This window comes from Streptomyces sp. NBC_00190, from assembly GCF_036203305.1.
Lineage (GTDB): Bacteria > Actinomycetota > Actinomycetes > Streptomycetales > Streptomycetaceae > Streptomyces.
In genome coordinates this window covers 5,794,926-5,818,119 of record NZ_CP108131.1, presented here as the reverse complement: position 1 = coordinate 5,818,119, position 23,194 = coordinate 5,794,926, and the positions used below count along the sequence as shown (strand labels likewise).

Here is a 23,194-nt window from a genome sequence, read left to right as displayed (position 1 = left end):
GGGGTCCGGGTCAGTGGGGTCCGGGTCAGTGGGGTCGTCGGGCTGCGGCCGGGATGGCGTCGGCCAGGCGGTCGAGGACCGCCGCGGCCTGCTCGTCGGTGAGGGTCAGTGGAGGGAGCAGTCGGACGACGGCGTTGTGGCGGCCGCCCAGTTCGACGATCAGGCCGCGGTCCAGGCACTCCTGGCGGACGGCCGCGGCCAGGGCCGGCGCGGCCGACCCGGTGTCGGGGTCGACCAGTTCGACGCCGATCATCAGGCCGCGCCCCCGGACGTCCCCGATGCAGGGCTGGGCGGAAGCCAGGCCGCGCAGGGCCGTCAGCATGCTCTCGCCCAAGGCGGCGGCGCGCTCGGCGAGCCGGTTCTCGCGGACGAAGGCGAGCGTGGCGGCACCGGCGGCCATGGCGAGCTGGTTGCCGCGGAAGGTGCCCGCGTGGGCGCCGGGGGTCCAGATGTCCAGGGCCGCCCGGTACACGATCACCGCGAGCGGCAGGCTGCCGCCGATCGCCTTGGACAGGACCATCACATCGGGCACCACCCCGGCGTGGTCGACCCCCCAGAAAGCACCGGTGCGGCCGACTCCCGTCTGTACCTCGTCGGCGATCAGTGGGATTCCCCGCGCCTCGGTGATCTCCCGCATCCGGCGCAGCCAGGCGTCCGGGGCCGGGAGTACCCCGCCCTCGCCCTGTACGGGTTCGACGATCAGGCCGGCGGGGGCGGGTACCCCGCCCTTGGGGTCGTCGAGGAGGTTCTCCGCCCAGCGGGCGCCGAGTTCGGCCCCCTCGGGGCCGCCGATCCCGAACGGGCAGCGGTGGTCCTGCGGATACGGGAGCCGGGTCACCCGTACGTCCGGGGCGCCGCCCGAGGCGGCGAGGGCTCCGGCGGTCATCCCGTGGTAGGCCCCGGTGAAGGCGAGCAGCCCCGAGCGACCGGTCGCTGTGCGGACCAGTTTGAGGGCGGCCTCCACCGCGTCCGTGCCGGCCGGTCCGCAGAACTGGATGCGGGCGTCGGCGGCCAGTTGTGGCGGCAGATTGGCGAACAGCTCGGTGGTGAAGGCGTCCTTGACCGGGGTCGCGAGGTCGAGCACGTGCAGCGGAGCCCCGGAGTCGAGGACTTTGCGGATGGCTTCGAGCACGACCGGGTGGTTGTGCCCGAGGGCGAGGGTTCCGGCCCCGGAGAGGCAGTCGAGGTAGCGGCGCCCGTCGGCGCCTTCGATCGTCAGCCCGCGGGCCCGCACCGGGACGATGGGCAGCGAGCGGGCGTACGTCCTGGCGGCGGACTCCCGCTGCGCCTGCCTGCGCAGGATGCCGTCCGGGGAGAGGGACCGGCCGGGTCCGCCAACTCCCCGGGCGGCGCCGGGCCCTGGCGCCCGGCTCCCCTGCGGCGGCACCTGCGGCGCGATGTCCCGCGTGCCCTGCGGCGCGATCTCCGCCGTGAACTCTTCTGTGAACTCTTCGGTGAAGTCTTCCGTGAAATCCGCCGTGAACCCCTGGGCGCTCTGCGGCGTGTTATGTGCGGCGGCCTCGGCCGCGGCCGGCTCGGTCAAAGCCACGAGTGTCGTCCTCCCGCACGGATTGCACTTCCGGATTGCGTCTCGAACACGAACGCTGCCCATCCATCCCCCGTACGTACCAACGACGGTGACGGCGAGGGATCACGGGTGGACGCAAGATCCTTGCCCGGCAAGGCGGCAGGGCCGGGGAACCACAGCCCCGGGCTGTGCCGTCCCTCACCACGGCGGCATAGTGGGGTGCTGCACTCCACGCCTCGAAACCACCAGGGGGACGAACGACATGCGACCGAACCGACCGGTCACCGCGATCCTGTGCGCGGCCGCGCTCGCGCTGACCGCCGCGGCCTGCGGCCCCGGCGACGGGGAGGCCGGCGGCGACGCCAAGCCGACCGTGGCGGCGAGCCTTCCTGGCAACGACGGGATCAAGATCCCGGACGGGCTCAAGGAAAGGCTCAAGGAGCACGGCATCGACCTGGAGAAGTGGAAGGGGGGTGCGTGGAAGAACTGGAAGAAGGAGGACTGGCTCCGCGAGGCGGGCGACTACGTCAACCCGATCATCGAGGGCCTGTGGGACCCGGACCGCATGCGTGACGCCGAGCAGCCGCAGCAGCCGGCCGTCGACCCGGACGCGGGCAAGGACCAGGGCGTGACCGACCCGACCCCGGCACCGGTGACGGCCAGGGCGGCGAACACGCCCTACCACACGAGCGTTCCGCAGGCGGGCAAGGTCTTCTTCGACGGTCCCGAGGGCTCGATGGTCTGCTCGGCGACCGTGGTCAAGGACCCGGCCCACCCCGGCAAGTCCAACCTGGTCTGGACGGCGGGCCACTGCGTGCACGCGGGCAAGTCCGGCGGCTGGTACCGCAACATCGCCTTCGTCCCGTCCTACAACAACGCGGGCAGGCCGGCGGCGCAGCTCAAGGGCGCGCCCCGCGAGCAGGTGGCCCCGTACGGCGTCTGGTGGAGCGACTGGGCGCAGACCTCCGACCAGTGGATCGCGAACGGCGGCCCGACCGGCGGCGCGGGTGCCCCGTACGACTTCGCGGTGCTGCACGTGACTCCGGAGAAGGGCAGCGGCAAGTCCCTGGAGGAGACGGTCGGTTCTGCGTTCCCGGTGGAGTTCAACGCCCCGGCGGTGCCGAAGGTCGCGGGCATCACGGCCACCGGCTACCCGGCGGCGGCGCCCTTCGACGGCCAGAAGGCCTACCAGTGTGCGGACAGGCCGGGCCGGCTGTCGCTGACGGCGAACGACCCCGTGATGTACCGCATCGGCTGCACCATGACCGGCGGTTCCTCCGGTGGCGGCTGGGTCGCGGCGGGCGCGGACGGCAAGCCCGCGCTGGTGTCGAACACCTCGATCGGCCCGGCCAAGGCGGGCTGGCTGGCCGGACCTCGGCTGGGTCCGGAGGCGCAGGGCATCTTCACCGCGGTGAGCGGCAAGTTCAAGTAGTCACGGAACGACGGAGAAAGGCCGGGGCCCCCTGCACCGCAGGGGGCCCCGGCCTTTCTCACATGTACGTCAGCACGTCAGTGCGTCAGCGTGTCACCGCTTCGCCAGCGCGTACGGCGCCAGGTCCGCCGCCAACTCCGGGTGGACCCGCGCCTTGAGCAGGGTGCCCTCCGGGGTGTGCTCCTCGGAGATCACCTCACCTTCGGCGTGTGCCTTGGCCACCAGCGATCCGCGGGTGTACGGCACCAGGGCCTCCACCTCGACCTCGGGCCGCGGCAGCTCGGTGTCGATGAGCGCGAGGAGTTCCTCGATGCCCATGCCCGTGCGCGCCGAGACGGCGATGGAGTGCCGCTCTATGCGCAGCAGCCGCTGCAGGACGAGCGGGTCCGCCGCGTCCGCCTTGTTGATCACCACGATCTCGGGCACGTTCACCGCGCCGACCTCGCGGATCACCTCGCGCACCGCCGCCAGCTGCTCCTCCGGCGTCGGGTGCGAGCCGTCCACGATGTGCAGGATGAGGTCGGAGTCGCCGACCTCCTCCATCGTGGAGCGGAAGGCCTCGACGAGGTGGTGGGGCAGGTGCCGGACGAAGCCGACCGTGTCGGCCAGGGTGTAGACCCGGCCGCTCGGCGTCTCGGCCCGGCGCACGGTCGGGTCGAGGGTGGCGAACAGCGCGTTCTCCACCAGCACGCCCGCGCCCGTGAGGCGGTTGAGCAGCGAGGACTTGCCCGCGTTGGTGTAGCCGGCGATGGCGACCGACGGCACCTTGTTGCGGCGCCGTTCCTGCCGCTTGATGTCACGGCCGGTCTTCATCTCCGCGATCTCCCGGCGCATCTTCGCCATCTTCTCGCGGATCCGCCGCCGGTCGGTCTCGATCTTGGTCTCACCGGGGCCTCGGGTGGCCATGCCGCCACCGCCGCCGCCACCCATCTGACGGGACAGCGAGGCACCCCAGCCACGCAGGCGCGGCAGCATGTACTGCATCTGCGCGAGAGCGACCTGCGCCTTGCCCTCTCGGGACTTGGCGTGCTGGGCGAAGATGTCCAGGATCAGGGCGGTCCGGTCGACCACCTTCACCTTGACGACGTCTTCGAGGGCGATGAGCTGGCCGGGGCTGAGCTCGCCGTCACAGACGACGGTGTCGGCTCCGCTCTCCATGACGATGTCGCGCAGCTCGCGCGCCTTGCCCGATCCGATGAAGGTGGCCGGGTCCGGCTTGTCGCGGCGCTGGATCACGCCGTCGAGTACGAGGGCACCCGCCGTCTCGGCGAGGGCGGCGAGCTCCGCGAGGGAGTTCTCCGCGTCGTTCACCGTGCCGGAGGTCCAGACACCGACGAGGACGACACGCTCCAGGCGGAGCTGCCGGTACTCGACCTCGGTGACGTCTTCGAGCTCGGTGGAGAGGCCGGCGACGCGGCGCAGGGCCGCGCGCTCGGAACGTTCGAACTGCTCGCCGTCCCGGTCTCCGTCGATCTCGTGGCTCCAGGCGACGTCCTCTTCCATCAGGGCATCGGCCCGAAGGCTCTCGGTGAAGCTCGACGGGTCCGGCACGTCCCGTGCGTCCCGCGCGTCCTGGGAAGGGGAAGAAGAGGAGGTCATTGGATCCTTACGTCGATTCGAATAGCACTGCTGGAACTGTCACGTCCAACGTGTCACACCATCCGGGGATTCCCCGAACGGCCCCGTCGATGGTGACATGCCCGTTCCCCGGCGGTCACACCCTTTATTTGGCGGCCGCGGTCCCGCTCCACTCCGGGTGCCCGGGCATCGCGGGGGTCGTCTGCCCGTACAGCCACGGCTCCAGGAAGGCCTTCAGGTCCCGGCCCGCCTCTTCGGAGGCCAGGCGTACGAAGTCGTCCGTGCCCGCGACCCCGTCCCGGTGGTCCGCCACCCAGCGCCGCTCGACCCGGTCGAAGGCCTCCGTACCGATCTCCTGGCGCAGCGCGTACAGGATCAGCGCGGCCCCGTCGTACACCACGGGCCGGAACAGCCCGATCTTCTGGCCCGGGGCGGCTGCCTTCGGAGCCGCCGGGGGGCCGCCCGCCGCCCGCCACTGGTCGGAGCGCTGGTACGCCTCGCGCATGCGCCGCTCCAGGGAGTACTTGCCGAGCCCGTCCGCGTACAGGGCCTCGTACCAGGTGGCGTGTCCCTCGTTGAGCCACAGGTCGGACCAGGTCCGCGGGGCGACGCTGTCGCCGAACCACTGGTGGGCGAGTTCGTGGACCATCACGGCCTCCACGTACCACTCGGGGTAGCCGTCGCCCGAGAACAGGCCGTGCTCGAAGAGCGAGAGGGTCTGCGTCTCCAGTTCGAAGCCGGTGGTGGCCCGGGCGATCAGCACCCCGTAGTTCTCGAAGGGGTAGCGGCCGACGCGCTCCTCCATCCACGCGATGTGCCCGGCGGTCTTCTTCAGCCAGGGGTCGAGCTTCTCCCGGTCCTGGGCGGGCACCACGTCGCGCAGCGGCAGCCCGTGCGGTCCGGTTCCGTGGACGACGGCGGAGCGGCCGATGGAGACCTGGGCCAGCTCGGTGGCCATCGGGTGCCGCGTCCGGTACGTCCACGTCGTCGAGGAGCCCGTGCTCAGGGCGCGGAGGGAGGGAAGGACCGGCAGGCCGTTGGCGACGACCGTGAGCCCTTCCGGGGCGGTGACCCGGAAGGTGAAGAAGGCCTTGTCGGCGGGGTGGTCGTTGCAGGGGAAGACGCGGTGGGCGGCGTCCGCCTGGTTGGCCATGGCCAGGCCGTCCTCGGTGGGCACCCAGCCGCCGTCCCCGCGCCCGCGCGGGTCGCTGGTGTGCCGGACCGTGATGTGCAGCGGCACATGGCGCGGGACGGGGCGCGCGGGGGTCAGTACGAGGTCCTCCCCCACGCTCTCGAACCGCGCCGGCTCGCCGTTGACCTCGACGGACGCCACTTTTCCGTGCGTGAAGTCCAGATTGATCCGGTCCAGCGGCTGCAGGGCGCGGGCGTCGATCACGGTGACCGCGTCGAGGGGGGTGCGGTTGTCCTTGTACGTGAACGACAGGTCGTAAGAGAGCACGTCGTACCCGGGGTTCCCCAGCTCGGGGAACAGCCGGTCGCCGATGCCCAGCGCCGCCGGCGGGGGCAGCACGGCGGCGACGAGGGTGAGGGAGGCCGCGGCGAGCAGGGCGGCGCGCAGGCGCGGGGAGATGAGCTGCATCCCCCACCGCTTACCAGCGCCCGCCGCGCTGCCGCGAACGGCGCGCGACGAGTCCACCCGAACGGGACCTTCCGGCGCCGACCCGGCCTACGCGCGGCTGACGTCGTAGACGCCCGGCACGTCGCGCATCGCCCGCATCAGGGCGGGCAGCCCGGCCGCGTCGGGCAGCTGGAGTGTGTAGCTGTGCCGCACCCGCTGCTCGACCGGGGGTTCCACGGTCGCGGAGACGACCTCGACCCCCTCGCGGGCGATGGCCTCGGTCAGGTCGGCGAGCAGATGGGGGCGGCCGAACGATTCAGCCAGGAGCGTGACCCGGCAGTCCGCCGTGGCCCGCCAGTGCACGGCGACGGAGGTACGCCCCACCGCGCGCATCTGGGCGACCGCGGCGCAGTGGGCTCGGTGCACGGTGACGGCCCCGCCCCGGACCACGAACCCGGCGACCGCGTCCGGCGGCACCGGGGTGCAGCATCCGGCGAGCCGGACGGGGGCGTCCGGCAGGTCGGCGACGGCGTTGGCCCCGCCGCCCCGGGCCCCGACCACCGACAGCGGCGCCCGCGCGGCCGAAGTGGTGGCCATCGCCCGGTCGGGATGGGCGTCGAGCCAGCTGCTGATGGCGATCCGGGCCGCCGGGGTCCGCGCGTGGTCCAGCCACTCGGCGGCGGGCCCCGAGGAGGCGTCCTGCGCGAGCAGCAGCTGCACGGTGTCCCCGTCGGACAGCGGGGAGGAGAGGGAGGTGAGGCGCCCGTTGACCCGGGCGCCGATACAGCCGTGGGCCGCCTCGCCGTGCTGCGCGTAGGCGGCGTCGATACAGCTGGCACCGGCAGGCAGGCCCAGCGTCCCGCCGTCGGCGCGGAAGACGGTGATCTCCCGGTCCTGGGCCAGCTCGGCGCGCAGCACGCTCCAGAAGGTGTCCGGGTCGGGCGCGGACTGCTGCCAGTCGAGCAGCCGGGACAGCCAGCCGGGCCGCGTCGGGTCCACCCGCTCCTCGTCGCATTCCGCGGCGTCGGCCGTCGCGGTGGCGTACGGATTGCCGAGCGCGACCACGCCCGCCTCCGCCACGCGGTGCATCTGCCGGGTCCGCACGATGACTTCGGCGACGTAGCCCTCGGGCGTGGCGACCGCGGTGTGCAGCGACTGGTAGAGGTTGAACTTGGGGGCGGCGATGAAGTCCTTGAACTCCGATACGACCGGGGTGAAGCAGGTGTGCAGCTCTCCCAGGACCGCGTAGCAGTCGGCGTTCTCGCCGACGAGGACGAGGACGCGGCCGAAGTCGGAGCCGCGCAGCTCGCCGCGTTTGCGGGCGATGCGGTGCACGGAGACGAAGTGCCGCGGCCGGACCTGCACCTGGGCGGCGATGCCGGCCTCGCGCAGGACGGTACGTACGGAGTCGGCGATGGCGGGCAGCGGGTCGCGTTCCCCCGCGTGGGCCGCGATGAGCGCGCGGGTGTGCTCGTACTCCTCGGGGTGCAGGATCGCGAAGACGAGGTCTTCCAGCTCGGTCTTGAGGGCCTGGACGCCGAGCCGTTCGGCGAGCGGGATGAGCACGTCGCGCGTGACCTTGGCGATGCGGGCCTGTTTCTCGGGGCGCATCACGCCGAGGGTGCGCATGTTGTGCAGCCGGTCGGCGAGTTTGATGGACATCACGCGGACGTCGTTGCCGGTGGCGACGAGCATCTTGCGGAAGGTCTCGGGCTCGGCGGCGGCGCCGTAGTCGATCTTCTCCACCTTGGTGACGCCGTCGACGATGAAGCAGACCTCGTCGCCGAACTCCTCGCGGACCTGATCGAGGGTCACTTCGGTGTCCTCGACGGTGTCGTGGAGGAGAGAGGCCGTCAAGGTGGTTGTCTCGGCGCCGAGTTCGGCGAGGATCAGGGTCACGGCGAGCGGATGTGTGATGTACGGCTCACCACTTTTTCGCATCTGACCGCGGTGTGAGGACTCCGCGAGGACGTACGCGCGACGCAAAACGGACAGATCGGCGTCCGGATGGTGGGCGCGGTGCGCCTCGGCGACATGGCCGATGGCGTCCGGGAGGCGGTCGCGGGACGTGGGCCCCAGCAGGGCCGCGCGGCCGAGCCGGCGCAGATCGAGCCTGGTCCGGCCGCGTCTGCGGAGCTCAGGGCGCGCTTCGGGGTGTGCTTCGGGGTTCGTGGCCTCTGCACTCATGGGCACCTCCGGCGGCTTCGACCGGCGGTGGCGGGCATGGGGTGAGCCCTCAGGGCCGGTGCCTGATGTTACCGACCCCACCACGTGGCGCAGTCCACCTCTCGCTGAGCGTGAAACGGATCACCCATTAGAGGGAAGCTTCAGGCGAAGGCCGTTTCGGTGAGCCAGGCCGCTTCGAACTCTCCCGCGGCCACGATCACGGCCGGTCCGGTCATGTCGATCTGCCCATCGGGGTGCTCGGTGATGACCAGGGTTCCGCCGGGGAGGTCGACGGTGTAGGTGACCGGCCGACCGGTGGCGGCCGGGTCGGCTCCGTCGCGGCGGATGGCGGCCACGGCCACCGCGCAGGCTCCGGTGCCGCAGGAGCGGGTCTCGCCGGAACCTCGCTCGTGCACGCGCATCGCGACGTGCCGGGGGCCGCGGTCGACGACGAACTCGACATTGACCCCGGTCGGGTAGGCGGACGCCGGGCTGAACGGCGGGGCGGTGTACAGGCTCCCGGCGTCGTCGAGGCTGTCGACGAAGGCCACGGCGTGCGGGTTGCCCATGTTCACGTTGCGCGCGGGCCAGCTGCGCTCGCCGACCGAGACGGTGACCTCGCCCTCGGGGAGGACGGCGCGCCCCATCGAGACGGTGACGTCGCCGCTCTTGTCGAGGTGGACGTGCTTGACGCCTCCGCGGGTGGCGATCGCCAGGTCGCCGGGCTCGACGTGACCGGCGTGGTGGAGGTAGCGGGCGAAGACGCGTACGCCGTTGCCGCACATCTCGGCGATGGAGCCGTCGCTGTTGCGGTAGTCCATGAACCACTCCGCCTCGTCGGCCAGGTGCGCGGCCTCGGGGTGCGCGGCGGACCGGACGACGTGCAGGACGCCGTCCGCCCCGATCCCGGCCCGGCGGTCGCACAGCTTCGCGACGGCGGACGCGGGCAGCTCCAGCGAGTTGTCCGGGTCCGGGACGATCACGAAATCGTTCTCGGTGCCGTGACCCTTGAGGAAGGGGAGGGTGGTGTGCGTCACCCGCCCATGGTAGCGAGCCGCAGTTCAGGGGCGCTGCGCAGGGCCTGCGGCGCGGCCCGGGAGGGGGCGGTCAGCGCGGTCAGCGCAGCCGGGCGACGCGGTACACGGCAAGGCTGATGACGGCCAGCGCGACCAGGGCGTACAGCGCGGCCATGCGCCAGTCGGGGCGGCAGCCGCTCCCCCGGGCCGGGAGCCCGGGCCAGGTGTAGCCCACCCGGCGGGCGGCCATCATCCCCCAGCCTCCGGCGCAGCAGCTGATGAGGAAGCCGAGCATGGCGACCACGGCTCCGCCGTCGCCGAACTCGAAGGCGAGCGGGAAGGCGAACATCAGCGATCCCGCGGCGGCGAGCACCGCGATGGGGGCGATCTGCCACAGGCGCAGGCGGCGCTGCGGACGCAGCTCGACCTCGAACGCGGGTCCGGCGGCGGCCTCGGCCTCCGCGGAATCCGGTGCGTCCGGGCCGTCCGGGGTCAGGCGCGCGGGGTCGGCGGGCAGCCCGAGCCCGGCGGTGCCGTCGGGCCCCGCGGACCCGTCCGTCGGGTCGGGGGACCCGTCCGTCCGGTCGAGACGCCTCGGATCCGCTTCCTGCCGGGTGTCGTCCCGCCCGGTGTCACGAGGGCCGGCCTCCATCGCCACGCGCCCTCCCCACTCGGACTCAGTACGCCGCAATTCACTGCGGGTGACCACACCCGCAGGAGTTTGATGATGGCACGCCGCCGACCCCTCGACGGGCGCCCGGGGCGTCCCGATGCCATCACGTGATCAGGCTGTGACCGCTCGTTCGACCAACGTCTGCGCGAGCCCGGGGAGTTCCCCCCGGTCCGCGGCGCCGCCGCTGAGCCAGTGCACGCGCGGATCGCGGCGGAACCACGAGTCCTGCCGCCGGGCGAAACGCTTGGTGGCCCGGACCGTCTCGGCCCTGGCCTCGTCCTCGGTGCACTCCCCGGCGAGCGCGGCGAGCACCTGCTGGTAGCCGAGCGCCCTGGAGGCGGTTATTCCGTCCCGCAGGCCCCGGGCCTCCAGCTCGCGGACCTCGTCCACGAGCCCGTCCTCCCACATCCGGTCCACGCGCAGCGCGATCCGCTCGTCGAGCTCGGGCCGCGCCACGTCGACGCCGATCTGCACGGTGTCGTAGACGGACTCGTGGCCGGGCAGGTTGGCCGTGAAGGGGCGGCCGGTGATCTCGATGACCTCCAGCGCGCGGACGATCCGGCGGCCGTTGCTGGGCAGGATCGCCCGGGCGGCCGCCGGGTCGACGGAGGCGAGGCGGGCGTGCAGGGCGCCGGGACCGCGCAGGGTGGCCTCCTCCTCCAGCCGGGCGCGGACCTCGGGGTCGGTGCCGGGGAACTCCATGGCGTCCAGGGCGCCCCGTACGTACAGGCCGGACCCGCCGACGAGGACGGGCGTGCGGCCCTCGGCGAGGAGCTTGTCGATCTCGACGCGGGCCAGGCGCTGGTACTCGGCGACGTTGGCGGTCTCGGTGACGTCCCAGATGTCCAGGAGGTGGTGCGGGACGCCGCCGCGCTCCCCGGTCGTCAGTTTGGCGGTGCCGATGTCCATCCCCCGGTACAGCTGCATGGAGTCGGCGTTGACGACTTCGCCGTCGAAGTGGCGGGCCAGGGCTACGCCCAGATCTGACTTTCCGGCCGCGGTGGGACCGACGACGGCGATGACCCGCGGTGCGGGGGCTGCTTTCCTCACTGCCCCAGTCTCGCAGCCCCCGGTCAAGACACGGCCATGTACCCGATCGAGCTACGTGACGGGGTGCGGGCGGGGTCGTTGCCCTGGCGGGGTTCGGCCCGGTGGAGGCCCCTGCGGCCACGGCGGAACTTCACTCACACGAGTAACGTTATAGGAGTAGACATGGGCGTTTTTGATCGGCTTTTTCGCCGTAAGGACCAGGGTGTGACCGAGACGGTCGCCGCGGAGTCCCCGACGGCGGAGTCCGGTTCGGCCGAGGAGACCGAGGCCGAGGCGGCTGCCGTGGAGGCTCCGGCGGCGGAAGCCGTGGAGATTCCGAAGCAGCAGTCGGCCGAGGTGGCCGCGGACAGCGAAGCCGGTGACGGCGCCCGTACGTAGCGACCGCCAACGGAAGGTGACCCATGGGCCTGCTGGACAATCTGAAGGCCAAGCTCGCTCCGGCGAAGGAGAAGGTCGGAGGCCTCGCCCAGAAGAACGAGGGCAGGATCACCGAGGGTCTGGACAAGGTGGCCAAGGCCGTGGACTCGAAGACCCACGGCAAGTACAGCGACCGGATCACGAGCGGTACGGGCAAGGCGAAGGACGCCCTGGGCAAGATCGCGCACAAGGACACCCCCGGCGGGCCGACGACGCCGCCGGCCGCTTCCTGACGCGGGACCGGAAAGGGGCGCGGGACCGGCTGGAGCCGGTCCCGCGCCCCTTCGTCGCGTCTGTGGGTCTCCCCCCTCCGGTGAGGCCTTCCGCGGCCCCGGGCGGCCCCTACGACCAGGCGGCGACGAAATAGCCCACGCCGTACGGCGCGTCCTCGTACAGCAGCCGCCCGTCGAGGCCCGCGCCCTCGGCTGCACCCGCCAGCACCTGCCAGGGGGCCCGGCCTGCGGCCTGGAGCTCGGCCGCGAGCCGCGCGTCGAGTGCGGCGAGCGCGGCGACGTCGGCCGCGCCCAGCGCGCGGGCGGCGGCTGCGTCGAAGGCGGCGGCGCGCTCGTCGAGGTAGCCGGGGGCCTTGAGGGTCCGGCAGGCGCTGCCGTCGCCCATGACCAACAGGGCCACCCGGGCGTCGCGCGCGGCGAGCTCCCGGCCGGCTTCCAGGCACCGGGCGGTCTCCAGCGGCTCCTCGACCCCGAGCCCTTCGACGGGGGCGGCGCCCCAGCTCGCGCGGCGCAGCAGCCAGGCGCCCACGGCGAGCGACGGGGGCAGCAGGCGCGGCCCTTCCTCGCCCTCCCCGAGCTGTACGTGGGCCTCGACGCCGAATCCGCGGAAGGTGCCGCGGGCGCCCTCGGGGTAGGGCCCGCGGTGGTCGTGGTCGGCGGCCCCGACCACGACCAGCAGGTCGGGCCGGGAGGCCGCGAGCACGGCGAGCGCGTCGGAGCAGGCGGTACGGGCGTCGCCGAGTTCGGCGGCGGCCCCCGCGGCGACCTCCGGCACGAGCAGCGGCGGGGCGGGACAGACGGCAGCGGCTACGAGCATGATCCGCAGCCTAGCCGCCCGCGCCGGTGCGGGGTCAGTCGATCGCGCAGCCCGAGGTCGCCGCCGGCAGCGGGGCCGGGACGCCCAGGGTCGGGATGCCGAGCATGACGCCCGCAGGCTGGGCCGGGGCGGCGTTGCGCTTCTCCCAGGCGTCGCCGGCGCGGGTGCGGCGCACGGTCTGCGTGGGGCCCTCGGCGAGCAGGTGGTGGGGGGCCGCGTAGGTGATGTCCACGGTGACCACGTCGCCCGGGCGGACGTCCGCGTCCGGCTTCGTGAAGTGGACCAGGCGGTTGTCGGGGGCGCGGCCCGAGAGGCGGTGGGTGGCGCCGTCCTTGCGGCCCTCGCCCTCCGCGACCATGACCTCCAGGGTGCGGCCGACCTGCTTCTTGTTCTCCTCCCAGGAGATCTCCTCCTGGAGGGCGACCAGGCGCATGTAGCGGTCCTGGACCACCTCCTTGGGGATCTGCCCGTCCATGTCGGCCGCGGGGGTGCCGGGCCGCTTGGAGTACTGGAAGGTGAAGGCGCTCGCGAAGCGGGCCTCGCGCACGGTGTGCATCGTCTGCTGGAAGTCCTCCTCCGTCTCACCGGGGAAGCCCACGATGATGTCGGTGGAGATCGCGGCGTGCGGGATGGCGGCGCGGACCTTCTCGATGATGCCGAGGAACCGCTCCTGCCGGTACGACCGGCGCATCGCCTTGAGGATCGGGTCCGAGCCGGACTGCAGCGGCATGTGCAGCTGCGGCATCACGTTCGGGGTCTCCGCCATCGCCGCGATCACGTCGTCCGTGAAGTCGCGGGGGTGCGGGGAGGTGAAGCGGACCCGCTCCAGGCCCTCGATCTGCCCGCAGGCGCGCAGCAGCTTGCTGAACGCCTCGCGGTCGCCGAGGTCCGAGCCGTACGCGTTCACGTTCTGGCCGAGCAGGGTGATCTCCGAGACGCCCTCGGCGACCAGGGCCTCCACCTCGGCGAGGATGTCGCCGGGACGGCGGTCCTCCTCCTTGCCGCGCAGCGCCGGGACGATGCAGAAGGTGCAGGTGTTGTTGCAGCCGACGGAGATCGAGACCCAGGCGGCGTACGCGGACTCGCGGCGGGTCGGCAGCGTCGAGGGGAACGCCTCCAGCGACTCGGCGATCTCGACCTGCGCCTCCTCCTGGATGCGGGCGCGCTCCAGCAGCACGGGGAGCTTGCCGATGTTGTGCGTACCGAAGACGACGTCGACCCAGGGGGCCCGCTTGACGATCGTGTCGCGGTCCTTCTGCGCGAGGCAGCCGCCGACGGCGATCTGCATGCCGGGGCGCTTGGTCTTCATCGGGGCGAGCCGGCCGAGGTTGCCGTACAGCTTGTTGTCGGCGTTCTCGCGGACGGCGCATGTGTTGAACACCACCACGTCGGCGTCCCCGTCGGAGCCCTCGGGCGCACGCGTGTAGCCCGCGCCCTCCAGCAGACCGGCCAGCCGCTCGGAGTCGTGCACGTTCATCTGGCACCCGTAGGTGCGCACCTCGTATGTTCCCTTGACGTCCACTGCCGTGCTCCGGTCGCTGCTGCTGGTCATGGAACAAGGGTAGGCGGTACCCGGGAGCGCTCCGGTCGGCCTCCTCGTGACAGGACGGCGGCCGGGTGGCAGGATCGCGGCCATGCCTCTCGTACCGCCCCGGATCAGCAGGCGCCAAGCCCTGCGGGCCCTGGTGGCCGTACTCGCCGTGCTCGGCGTCCTGCTCTGGTGGCTGAAACCGTTCGGGGAGCCGGAGCTCAAGGGAGAGCTGACCTTCAGCACGGGTGTCAGGACCGGCGTCTACCACCGGTACGGGCAGCTGCTGGAGCAGCAGCTGAGGCTGGACATGCCCGGGGTGAAGGTGCGGCTGGAGACCAGCGAGGGCTCGCAGCAGAACCTCGCGCGGGTGGCCGCCGGGGAGGCCGACTTCACGGTGGCGACGGCCGACGCGGTCGCCAAGTACCAGCAGGAGATGAAGCCCGGATCGGACGATCTGCGCGGGTGCGCGCGGCTCTACGACGACTACGTGCAGCTGGTCGTGCCCGCCGGCTCACCGGTGCAGTCGACGCGGGACCTGCGCGGCAAGCGGGTCGCGATAGGCCAGCCGGGATCCGGGGTGCGACTCATCTCCGACCGGCTGCTGACGGCGGCCGGGCTGGATTCGGCGAAGGACATCGCTCCGGTGTCCATCGGCATCGACACCATGCCCGCCGAGCTGGAGGCCGGCCGGATCGACGCGTTCTTCTGGTCCGGCGGGCTCCCCACGAACGCGGTGCGCGAGCTCTCGGAGCGGTTCGACATCCGGCTCGTGCAGCTCGGCGACCTGGTGGAGCCGCTGCAGGCGAGCGGGAGCCCGGCGCGGTACTACCGGGCGGCGGTGATGCCGCAGGACGCGTACACGCGGGCCCGCAACACCAGCGCTGTGGCGACCCTGGCGGTGCCGAACCTGCTGGTGACCACGGAGCGGACGGACGCCCAGCTGACGCAGCGGTTCACGCGCACGGTGATCCTCAGCCGCGACGACATCGGGCACGAGGTGCACGCGGCGCAGCTCGTGGACCTGCGGACGGCCATCTACACCGCCCCCCTCGCCCTGCACGAGGGCGCGATGCGGTACTACCGCTCGGTCAAGCCCTGAGCCGCCCCGGCCGTCACGCGCACGGCAGCAGCATCGTCGCCGCGGCGGCCGCGCCGATCAGGCCCGCGTGCGTGCCCAGGCTCGCCGGGACCACCCGCACGCCGCGCGCGAAGGACAGCGTGGCGTAGGCGGCGAGGTGCCTGCGGATCGGGGCGAAGAGGGTGTCGCCGGCGGCGGCGACGCCGCCCCCGATGACCGCGATGTCCGTCTCGACGAGGGTCGCGGTGGCGGCGATGGCCGCCGCAAGCGCGCGGCCCGCGCGGTCGAAGGCGGCCAGGGCGACCGGGTCGCCCGCCCCGGCGGCCGCGGCCACGCCCGCCGCCGTCGCGTCACCGCCGGGCTCCGCGGGGGTCCAGCCCTGGGCCAGGGCCCAGCGGGCGATGGCGGTGCCGGAGGCGATCGACTCGACGCAGCCGTGGCCGCCGCAGGCGCAGGGCTCTCCGTCGAAGGCGACGCTGATGTGGCCGATGTGACCGGCGTTGCCGGTGGGGCCGGGGTGGAGCCGGTTGTTCAGGATGAGGCCGCCGCCGACGCCCGTGGAGACCACCATGCACAGCGCGTTCGCGTGGCCCTGGGCCGCTCCCAGCCAGTGTTCCGCCGCGGTCATCGCCACGCCGTCACCGGCCAGTACGGTCGGCACCGCCGCCCCGTCGGCTCCTCGTGCCCCGCGCGCGGCGAGCTCCGCCTCGACCCGGGCCTGGACCGGGAACTCCCGCCACGCCCCGATGTTGACCGGGCTGACCGTGCCCCGGGAGGTGTCCACCGGGCCCGCGCTGCCGATCCCGCAGCGGACCGCCGACGGCCACAGCGGCGAGCGGGACAGCTCGGCGACGACTTCGGTCACCGCCGCCATGACGGCGTCCGCGTCCCGGTCCGCGCCGCGCGGGGTCGGGCGGCGGGTCATGGCCGACATCGTGCCGTCGGGGTGCACCAGCGCCCCGGCGATCTTCGTCCCGCCGATGTCGATCGCCACCGTCAGCCCGTCGGCCGCGGCGCCGGCGCGCGGTGTGAGGCAGGGGGTGGTGGTGGGCGTGGTCACGGTGGCGGCTCCAGGAAGGGGTCAGGAATCAGTATGCGCCGCGGGCGCGGCCGTACTCTCGCGCGGCTCCAGGCGCGGCTGCTCGCTCTGGCGCACCCCGGCCGGCCTTCCCGCGAGCACGGCGAGAAGCTCCTCGGCGGCAAGTCGGCCGAAGCCCGCGGTGTCCCGCACGAGGGCGGTGAGCCGGGGGTGGGTGACCCGGCAGAGCGCGGAGTCGTCCCAGGCCACGATCGAGAGGCTGCCCGGTACGGGGATGGCCAGTTCGGCGGCGACCGCGATCCCGGCGACGGCCATCACGTCGTTGTCGTAGACGAGCGCGGTGGGGGGCTCGGGCTCGGCCAGGACCCGCCGGGTGGCCGCCGCGCCCTCGGCGTCGGAGTAGTCGGTGACCACGGAACGCACCCGGTCGGGTCCCAGGCCCCGCCGCGCGGCCTCGGTCCGCAGCGACTCGATCCGGCGGGCCGTGTGGGCGAGGCCGGGGAGCCCTGCGATGTGGACGATCCGGCGGTGGCCCAGCCCGTGGAGGTGGTCCAGGACCTGGGCCATGGCCCCGGCGTCGTCGGCCCGGACCGAGGAGAGGGTGCCCGCGGGGTGGGAGGTGCCGTGGGAAGGGCCTTGAGGGGCGGCCGGGGAGGGACCGCGGGAAGGTGCCTCGCCCACCATGACGGCCGGCAGGGCCAGCTGCCCGAGGAGCTCCGGCCGCGGGTCCGTCGTGCGGGGATCGACGACGAGGACGCCGTCGACCCGCCGCTCGGCCCACCAGCGGCGGTAGACGGCGCATTCGGCGTCGATGTCCTCGACGACCTGGAACAGCAGGGCTGTCCGGGCGGCGGCGAGGACCTCCTGTATGCCGGAGACGAGCTGGAGGAAGAAGGACTCGACGCCGAGTGTGTGCGCGGGCCGGGCCAGCACGAGTCCGACGGCCCCGGAGCGCTCGCCGGACAGGGCGCGGGCGGCGCTGTTGGCCTGCCAGCCGAGCTCCTCGGCGACGCGGCGGATGCGGGCGCGGGTGTCCTGGGAGACCCCCGGCCGGTCGTTGAGCGCGAAGGACACGGCGCTCTCCGACACTCCGGCCTGGCGGGCGATGTCCTTGATCGTGGGTCTACGGGCCATGGCCTGTCATCCTCCGGTGACGCGGACTGCGATGGCCAGACCGTACGCGATCTCGCCCCGGCGGGACGCCGTGACCGGAATATCACTGCCCATTTCCACGCACCGCCATGCGGACGGCCACAACTAAAGCGCATTAGTTTCGCCGGGTCCGGATGACCAGAACCCTTGTGCCAACAGGACTGAAGCGCATAAGTACACGGCCGGTAGGCCCTGTTGACTTTCCCCATCCGCACCGGCAGGTTGTGCCCACCCGGTGAATTCCTCAGAACTCCAGGACGCCTTGTGCACGAAGACGCGCTCCGATTCGGTGCCAACTACACGCCGTCCCGCGGCTGGTTCCACCACTGGCTGGACTTCGACCTCGACGAGGTCAGGGCCGACCTCGACTCGATCGCCGCGCTCGGGCTGGACCACATCCGCGTGTTCCCGCTGTGGCCGCTGTTCCAGCCGAACCGGACGCTGATCCGGCCGCGCGCGGTCGAGCAGCTCGTCGCGCTCGCCGACGCGGCCGCCGAGCGCGGGCTCGACGTCGACGTGGACGGCCTGCAGGGCCACTTGTCGAGTTTCGACTTCCTGCCCGCCTGGACCCGGACCTGGCACCGGCGCAACATGTTCACCGACCCGGACGTGGTCGCCGCTCAGGAGGAGTACCTGCGCACGCTGGCCGCCGCCCTGGCCGACCGGCCGAACTTCCTGGGCATGACGGTGGGCAACGAGATCAACCAGTTCGCCGGCGCCCCCCACCCCGACCCCGACGAGATCACCCGGGACCAGGCGGGCCACTGGCTGGAGCGGATGCTCGCCGCCTGCGAGGAGGGCGCGCCCGGCCGGTTCCACCTGCACGCCGAGTACGACGCCGCCTGGTACCAGGACGGGCACCCCTTCACCGTCGCCCAGGCCGCGCGGCTGGGCGCGGCAACCGCCGTGCACTCCTGGGTGTTCAACGGCACCGCGCAGCGCCACGGCCCGGCGGGGACGGCGACCGAGCACCACGCCGCGTACCTGATCGAGCTGTCGAAGGCCTGGGCCCGGGACCCGCACCGGCCGGTGTGGCTCCAGGAGGTCGGCGCGCCCGCGCCGCTGATCGGGCCGGAGCACGCGGCCGAGTTCACCGAGGCCACCGTGGCGAACGCGCTGGACTGCCCGGACCTGTGGGGCGTGACCTGGTGGTGCTCGCACGACGTGTCGCGCGGGCTCGCGGACTTCCCTGAGCTGGAGTACGGCCTCGGCCTGCTCACCAACGACCGCCGGACCAAGCCGGCCGGCGCCGCCATCGCGCGGATCACCGAGGCGTGGCGGGGCCGCGAGCACCGCCCGGCCGTACGGTCCACCGCACTGGCGGTCGACGTCGGCGGGGCGGAGGCGGCGCCGCGGCGTTCGGTCTGTGCTCCCGGCGGCGCGTTCTTCGAGACCTGGGCGGCGCTCACCGCGGACGGAGTGCGGCCCGCCGTCGTGCTGGCCGAGCTCGCCGAGGACCCCGCGCACCTTTCCGCGCGCGGCATCACGGAGGTGCTGCGCGTCCCCGACCTGACCTGACGCCTTTCCGGAGGAGCCCGCATGTCCGAGACCGACGACGGAGTCGACCCTCGTACGCACGTGCCCGTACCCGCGCCCGTGCACCCGCCCGGGCCCGCCTCCTTACGGCCGCCGACCCGGCGCGCGGTACTGGCCGCCGGGGCCGGGGCGGCCGCGCTGCTGGGCGCCCCGGCCCTGGCGCCCGCCGCCTGGGCCGGGCCGACCGCTCCCACGGCCCCCGCCCCGTCGGCCCCGCCGGACCCGGCCGACCTGGCCCCGTACGCCTCGTACTGGTTCCCCGACTCGCTCCCCAAGGGCGCCCCCGGCCCCGGGATCGTATGGCGCTCGCTCAAACGGTGGGCTCCCGAGAGCGACCCGGATCTCGCCCACAACACCGCGACCGTGCCGCTCGCGCCGCGCTTCACGCCGGTCCCTCCGCACCCGGGCGCCCGGGCCGGCCAGGCCCGGATCGCCTCCCTCGTCTCCTTCGGGCCCACCGCGCAGAACCCGTCCCAGGGCTCGGCCACCGCCGACTACTACGCGCTCACGCACTGGGCGTACATCGACGAGCTGGTCTTCTGGGGCGGCTCCTCCGGCGAGGGCATCGTGCTCGCGCCGAACGCGCCCGTGATCGACGCCGCCCACCGCAACGGGGTCCGCGTCCTGGGCAATGTGTTCCTGCCGCCCGCGGCTTACGGCGGGGACCTCCAGTGGACCCGCGACCTGGTCCAGCGGGACTCCCTGGGCCGCTTCCCGATCGCGGAGCAGCTGGTGCGGGTGGCGACCGCGTACGGCTTCGACGGCTGGTTCGTCAATGCCGAGACCGACGGCGGCGACAGCGGACTCGCCACCAGGATGCGGGAGTTCCTACGGGCGCTGCGAGCGGCGGGCGAGCCCCACGGCCTGCGGATCACCTGGTACGACGCGATGGACACGACCGGCCGGGTCGGCTGGCAGGGCGCCCTCAACGAGCTCAACCAGGAGTTCTTCGAGGACCGCGCCGGGAAGGTCGCGGACACGATGTTCGTGGACTTCCGCTGGACGCCGCAGAGCCTGGCCGCATCCGGCGCGCTCGCGCAGCGCCTGGGCCGCTCCCGCCACGAGCTGTGGGCCGCGGTGGACACGGAGGCCAACGGCTGGAATTCCGCCGTCCGTTGGGACGCGATCATCCCGCGCGGGGGCGACCACGTCGTCAGCTACGGCTTCTACCGGCCCGAGTGGACCCGCAATCACCTCACCGACCGCTCCCCCGGAGCCTTCCACCGGGCCGACGACCGGTTCTGGACGGGCGAGTCCCTGGACCCCGCCCGGCCCGCGCCCGAATCGGGCTGGCGGGCCCCCGCCACGGCCGTCGCCGACCGGTCCACGGTCACCTCCCTGCCCTTCGCCTGCACCTTCAACACCGGGCACGGGGAGCGCTGGTACGAGGACGGCGCGGCAGTCTCCGACACCCCCTGGAACCACCTCGGGCTCCAGGACCGGCTGCCGGGCCGCCGCTGGGTCGTGGACACCGCCGGAGAGCGGCCCGCCGTGACCCTGGACTTCGCGCGTGCCTGGCGCGGCGGCTCCAGCCTGCTGGTCGCGGGCACCCTGACCGCCCCGGCGGCCGTGGGGCTGCACTCCACCCGGCTCCCCCTCACCTCCTCGACCGTCCTGGAGCTGGTGCACGCCGCCGAGTCGGGCCCGGTCGCGGTGGAGGTCGGCGTGGCCACCCGCGAGCCGACGGCTCCGGGCTGGCCGGCCCCGTACACCTGGATCCGTGCGGACTCCCGCGGCACGGGGGCGGACTGGCACCGGTCGCGGGTCGGGCTCGCGGCCCTGGCCGGGAAGACGGCGTACGGACTGGCCGTACGGATCACCGGGCTCGGAAAGAGACCCGTGGTGTGGCGGCTCGGGGCCCTGTCGGTACGCGACGCCGCCGTCGGCCGGCGCCCGGCGTCTCCCGCCGCCCTGACCGTGGACGCCTCGGCCCGCCGGGAGGACCGGGCCTGGCTGCGCCTGTCGTGGCGCCGGGCGGCCGGGCCGGTGCGGCACTACGAGGTGTCCCGGGTCCTGCCCGACGGCAGCCGCCGCTTCCTCGGCGGCACGTGCGCCGCCGCCCTCTACGTGGCCGCCGTACCCCGCTCCGGCCGGGAGCTCGCGACCGCCTTCGAGGTCCGGGCCGTGGACGAGCTGTACGCGGTCTCCGCCCCGGCCCGTACGGCCCTTGCCTGGTAGCGGCGTCAGGCGGTGTGGGGGTCGGTGCGCGGCACGGTCACCGTCACCCGCAGCCCGTGCGGCGGGTTCGTCTCGTACGTGAGGGACCCGCCGCCCGCGGCGAGCAGGGCGCGGGAGATCGACAGGCCGAGCCCGGAGCCCTTGATGTTCTGGTGGCGGCCGCTGCGCCAGAAGCGGTCGCCGACGCGGAGCAGCTCGTCCTCGTTGAGGCCGGGGCCGCGGTCGGCGACGACCACGCGGACGGTACGCCCGGCGGCCTCGACGGAGACCTCGACCTTCTCACCCGCGGGGGTGAACTTCAGGGCGTTGTCGATGACGGCGTCGAGGGCGCTGGACAGGGCGATGGGGTCGGCCCAGCCGGTGACGGCGGACCGTCCCGCCTCCGTGAGCCGTACGCCCTTCTCCTCGGCGAACGGACGCCAGGCGGCGACCCGCTCGGCGGCCAGCGCCCCGATGTCGGTGAGGCTGATCTCTGCGGAGGCGTGTTCGGCCAGCGCCAGGTCCAGCAGGTCGTCGAGGACCTGTGTCAGGCGCTTGCCCTCGGCGCGCACGGAAGCGATCTCCTCGTTGCCCTCGGGGAGTTCGAGGGCGAGCAGCTCGATCCGCAGGAGCAGCGCCGCGAGCGGGTTGCGCAGCTGGTGGGAGGCGTCCGCGACGAACGCGCGCTGCTGCTCCAGTACCTCTTCGACGTTGTCGGCCATCTCGTTGAACGAAGCGGCCAGGCGTTGGAGTTCCGGCGGCCCTCCGGCGGCCGCGACCCGCGAGTTCATCCGGCCGGTGGCGATCCCGTGGGCGGCGGCGTCGAGGGTCCGCACGGGCTTGAGGACCCAGCTGGTGAGCCGCAGGGCGGCGCCGAAGGCGACCAGCATGGCGGCGGCGAGCCCGCTCGCGATGAGCAGCCAGCCCCTGAGGATCCGGCCGCGCATGAGGTCGGTGGGTGATTCGGTGGCGACGACGGCGACCACGTCCCCGTCGAGGACCACCGGGGAGGCGACGATCAGCTTGCCGTTGGTCTGCCAGGGCCACACCTGCGGGGGATCGTGGCTGCGCCGCCCGGCGAGCGCCTCCTGGAAGGCGCGGTGGCCCTCACCGGTATCGGGGAGCTCCCACCAGCTGGGGGACCGGGCGATGGCGTTGTCGTCGCGGCGGAAGATGCCGACGCGGACGCCGTACAGCTCCTGGTAGCGGGCCAGTTCGAGCTGGAGGATCGCGTGGCGCTCGTCGGAGCCGTTGGATCCGGCGCCTTCGGCGTCGATGACGAACTGGGCCAGGGCGGCGAAGCGGGCACTGTCGTCGATGCGGTCGACGACGACCCGCTGCTGCTGCCCGGCGGCCAGGCTCACGGCGAGCGGGAAGCCCAGCGCGAGGAGGGTGCCCGCCATCAGGACGACGAGCAGCGGGAGGAGCCTTGCGCGCACGAGCGGACCCCGCTAGGGCGCGGCCGGGGCGACGAGCCGGTAGCCCACCCCGCGGACGGTCTCGATGAGGGCGGGCATGCGCAGCTTGGAGCGCAGCGAGGCGACGTGGACCTCCAGGGTCCGCCCGGTCCCCTCCCAGCTGGTACGCCACACCTCGCTGATGATCTGCTCGCGGCGGAAGACGACACCGGGCCGCTGCGCGAGCAGGGCCAGCAGGTCGAACTCCTTGCGGGTGAGCGGTACGTCGGTACCGTCGACGCTGACCCGGCGGGTGGACAGCTCGATGCTGACGGAGCCGAGCCGGACGCCGGCGGGGGCGCCCGTCCCGGCGGCTGCCTCCTCGGAGGCACCGGTGCGCCGGGCGACGGCGTGGATGCGGGCGAGGAGTTCGCCGGTGTCGTAGGGCTTGGTCACGTAGTCGTCGGCGCCCATGTTCAGGCCGTGGATGCGGGAGCGCACGTCGGCCCGCGCGGTCACCATGATGACGGGCGTGGCGGTGCGCTTGCGGATCTTGCCGCACACCTCGTAGCCGTCCTGGTCGGGCAGGCCGAGGTCGAGCAGGATCACCCCGTAGGGATGGGCCGCGGGCTGGGCTCCGGCGGGCAGCAGGGCCTGGAGGGCCTCCTCGCCGTTGCGGGCGTGGGTGACCTGGAAGCCGTGCCGGGCGAGGATCGCGGACAGGGCGGCGGCGACGTGGTCGTCGTCCTCGACGAGCAGCAGTCTCATGTCGTCCCCCTCTCCTTCTCTCGGTCTTCGGATTCCGTACGTTGCAG

At 73.3% G+C, this 23,194-nt stretch carries 19 protein-coding genes; 6 read left to right on the top strand and 13 right to left on the bottom strand.

The annotated features are described in order from the left end of the window. Positions 1–25: 25 nt before the first annotated feature. Entirely contained in the window at positions 26–1,303 is a 1,278-nt protein-coding gene (locus OG429_RS28045) for a diaminobutyrate--2-oxoglutarate transaminase family protein (RefSeq protein ID WP_328930450.1), read from the bottom strand. Positions 1,304–1,790: 487 nt separating this feature from the next. Here OG429_RS28045 and OG429_RS28040 point away from each other — a divergent pair, with 487 nt between their 5' ends. Continuing rightward, positions 1,791–2,960, top strand: a complete 1,170-nt coding sequence (locus OG429_RS28040; RefSeq protein ID WP_328928013.1) for a trypsin-like serine peptidase — start codon at positions 1,791–1,793, stop codon at positions 2,958–2,960. 93 nt (positions 2,961–3,053) lie between these two features. Here the strand turns inward: OG429_RS28040 and hflX are convergent, their stop codons facing one another. The 6 genes from hflX to miaA all read right to left on the bottom strand — a co-directional run bounded on the left by hflX (position 3,054) and on the right by miaA (position 11,022). Beyond that, positions 3,054–4,559, bottom strand: a complete 1,506-nt coding sequence (hflX, locus tag OG429_RS28035) for a GTPase HflX (RefSeq protein WP_328928012.1) — start codon at positions 4,557–4,559, stop codon at positions 3,054–3,056. A gap of 124 nt (positions 4,560–4,683) precedes the next feature. Further along, positions 4,684–6,138, bottom strand: coding sequence for a M1 family metallopeptidase (locus tag OG429_RS28030; protein WP_328928011.1), 1,455 nt, complete (start codon positions 6,136–6,138; stop codon positions 4,684–4,686). An 87-nt stretch (positions 6,139–6,225) separates the two neighbouring features. Continuing rightward, positions 6,226–8,304, bottom strand: coding sequence for a RelA/SpoT family protein (locus tag OG429_RS28025; RefSeq protein ID WP_328928010.1), 2,079 nt, complete (start codon positions 8,302–8,304; stop codon positions 6,226–6,228). 140 nt (positions 8,305–8,444) lie between these two features. Beyond that, on the bottom strand, positions 8,445–9,320 hold the full coding sequence (gene dapF, locus OG429_RS28020; RefSeq protein ID WP_328928009.1) for a diaminopimelate epimerase: 876 nt from the start codon (positions 9,318–9,320) through the stop codon (positions 8,445–8,447). Between the two features lie 79 nt (positions 9,321–9,399). Then, complete coding sequence (locus tag OG429_RS28015; protein WP_328930449.1) at positions 9,400–9,951, bottom strand: hypothetical protein; 552 nt, start codon at positions 9,949–9,951, stop codon at positions 9,400–9,402. Positions 9,952–10,083: 132 nt separating this feature from the next. Then, on the bottom strand, positions 10,084–11,022 hold the full coding sequence (miaA, locus tag OG429_RS28010) for a tRNA (adenosine(37)-N6)-dimethylallyltransferase MiaA (protein ID WP_328928008.1): 939 nt from the start codon (positions 11,020–11,022) through the stop codon (positions 10,084–10,086). A gap of 204 nt (positions 11,023–11,226) precedes the next feature. Between miaA and OG429_RS28005 the strand changes: the two genes are divergently transcribed. Beyond that, positions 11,227–11,400: a gliding motility protein gene (locus tag OG429_RS28005; protein ID WP_328928007.1), complete on the top strand. Its 174-nt coding sequence runs from the start codon at positions 11,227–11,229 to the stop codon at positions 11,398–11,400. 23 nt (positions 11,401–11,423) lie between these two features. Beyond that, positions 11,424–11,672, top strand: a complete 249-nt coding sequence (locus OG429_RS28000; RefSeq protein ID WP_328928006.1) for an antitoxin — start codon at positions 11,424–11,426, stop codon at positions 11,670–11,672. 109 nt (positions 11,673–11,781) lie between these two features. Here OG429_RS28000 and OG429_RS27995 read toward each other — a convergent pair whose 3' ends face one another. Beyond that, the gene (locus OG429_RS27995) at positions 11,782–12,489 is read right to left on the bottom strand and encodes a class III extradiol dioxygenase subunit B-like domain-containing protein (RefSeq protein WP_328928005.1); all 708 of its coding nucleotides are present in this window, start codon (positions 12,487–12,489) and stop codon (positions 11,782–11,784) included. Between the two features lie 34 nt (positions 12,490–12,523). Continuing rightward, positions 12,524–14,041 carry a tRNA (N6-isopentenyl adenosine(37)-C2)-methylthiotransferase MiaB gene (gene miaB, locus OG429_RS27990; RefSeq protein ID WP_328928004.1) on the bottom strand — a complete coding sequence of 506 codons (1,518 nt, stop codon included), beginning with the start codon at positions 14,039–14,041 and terminating at the stop codon, positions 12,524–12,526. A gap of 82 nt (positions 14,042–14,123) precedes the next feature. Between miaB and OG429_RS27985 the strand changes: the two genes are divergently transcribed. Further along, on the top strand, positions 14,124–15,119 hold the full coding sequence (locus tag OG429_RS27985) for a TAXI family TRAP transporter solute-binding subunit (RefSeq protein ID WP_328928003.1): 996 nt from the start codon (positions 14,124–14,126) through the stop codon (positions 15,117–15,119). A gap of 13 nt (positions 15,120–15,132) precedes the next feature. On the opposite strand, the gene OG429_RS27980 is transcribed toward OG429_RS27985, so the two are convergent. Together OG429_RS27980 and OG429_RS27975 are read right to left on the bottom strand one after the other, a co-directional pair. Further along, positions 15,133–16,158, bottom strand: coding sequence for an ROK family protein (locus tag OG429_RS27980; protein ID WP_443051282.1), 1,026 nt, complete (start codon positions 16,156–16,158; stop codon positions 15,133–15,135). A 21-nt stretch (positions 16,159–16,179) separates the two neighbouring features. After that, the gene (locus tag OG429_RS27975) at positions 16,180–17,271 is read right to left on the bottom strand and encodes a LacI family DNA-binding transcriptional regulator (protein WP_328928002.1); all 1,092 of its coding nucleotides are present in this window, start codon (positions 17,269–17,271) and stop codon (positions 16,180–16,182) included. 282 nt (positions 17,272–17,553) lie between these two features. Here OG429_RS27975 and OG429_RS27970 point away from each other — a divergent pair, with 282 nt between their 5' ends. Together OG429_RS27970 and OG429_RS27965 are read left to right on the top strand one after the other, a co-directional pair. Next, positions 17,554–18,807 carry a glycoside hydrolase 5 family protein gene (locus tag OG429_RS27970; RefSeq protein WP_328928001.1) on the top strand — a complete coding sequence of 418 codons (1,254 nt, stop codon included), beginning with the start codon at positions 17,554–17,556 and terminating at the stop codon, positions 18,805–18,807. Between the two features lie 21 nt (positions 18,808–18,828). Then, positions 18,829–21,003: an endo-beta-N-acetylglucosaminidase gene (locus tag OG429_RS27965; protein WP_328928000.1), complete on the top strand. Its 2,175-nt coding sequence runs from the start codon at positions 18,829–18,831 to the stop codon at positions 21,001–21,003. Between the two features lie 5 nt (positions 21,004–21,008). Here the strand turns inward: OG429_RS27965 and OG429_RS27960 are convergent, their stop codons facing one another. Together OG429_RS27960 and OG429_RS27955 are read right to left on the bottom strand one after the other, a co-directional pair. Next, positions 21,009–22,421, bottom strand: coding sequence for a sensor histidine kinase (locus OG429_RS27960; RefSeq protein ID WP_328927999.1), 1,413 nt, complete (start codon positions 22,419–22,421; stop codon positions 21,009–21,011). Between the two features lie 12 nt (positions 22,422–22,433). Next, positions 22,434–23,147, bottom strand: coding sequence for a response regulator transcription factor (locus tag OG429_RS27955; RefSeq protein ID WP_328927998.1), 714 nt, complete (start codon positions 23,145–23,147; stop codon positions 22,434–22,436). Positions 23,148–23,194: the final 47 nt, after the last annotated feature.

What these genes read in the sequence shown, in the direction of transcription:
- OG429_RS27975 (WP_328928002.1), bottom strand. Translation starts at nt 17,271, where the DNA reads ATGGCCCGTAGACCCACGATCAAGGACATCGCCCGCCAGGCCGGAGTG.
- OG429_RS28000 (WP_328928006.1), top strand. Translation starts at nt 11,424, where the DNA reads ATGGGCCTGCTGGACAATCTGAAGGCCAAGCTCGCTCCGGCGAAGGAG.
- OG429_RS27965 (WP_328928000.1), top strand. Translation starts at nt 18,829, where the DNA reads ATGTCCGAGACCGACGACGGAGTCGACCCTCGTACGCACGTGCCCGTA.
- OG429_RS28030 (WP_328928011.1), bottom strand. Translation starts at nt 6,138, where the DNA reads ATGCAGCTCATCTCCCCGCGCCTGCGCGCCGCCCTGCTCGCCGCGGCC.
- OG429_RS27995 (WP_328928005.1), bottom strand. Translation starts at nt 12,489, where the DNA reads ATGCTCGTAGCCGCTGCCGTCTGTCCCGCCCCGCCGCTGCTCGTGCCG.
- hflX (WP_328928012.1), bottom strand. Translation starts at nt 4,559, where the DNA reads ATGACCTCCTCTTCTTCCCCTTCCCAGGACGCGCGGGACGCACGGGAC.
- OG429_RS28040 (WP_328928013.1), top strand. Translation starts at nt 1,791, where the DNA reads ATGCGACCGAACCGACCGGTCACCGCGATCCTGTGCGCGGCCGCGCTC.
- miaB (WP_328928004.1), bottom strand. Translation starts at nt 14,041, where the DNA reads ATGACCAGCAGCAGCGACCGGAGCACGGCAGTGGACGTCAAGGGAACA.
- OG429_RS27985 (WP_328928003.1), top strand. Translation starts at nt 14,124, where the DNA reads ATGCCTCTCGTACCGCCCCGGATCAGCAGGCGCCAAGCCCTGCGGGCC.
- OG429_RS28025 (WP_328928010.1), bottom strand. Translation starts at nt 8,304, where the DNA reads ATGAGTGCAGAGGCCACGAACCCCGAAGCACACCCCGAAGCGCGCCCT.
- OG429_RS28015 (WP_328930449.1), bottom strand. Translation starts at nt 9,951, where the DNA reads ATGGAGGCCGGCCCTCGTGACACCGGGCGGGACGACACCCGGCAGGAA.
- OG429_RS27955 (WP_328927998.1), bottom strand. Translation starts at nt 23,147, where the DNA reads ATGAGACTGCTGCTCGTCGAGGACGACGACCACGTCGCCGCCGCCCTG.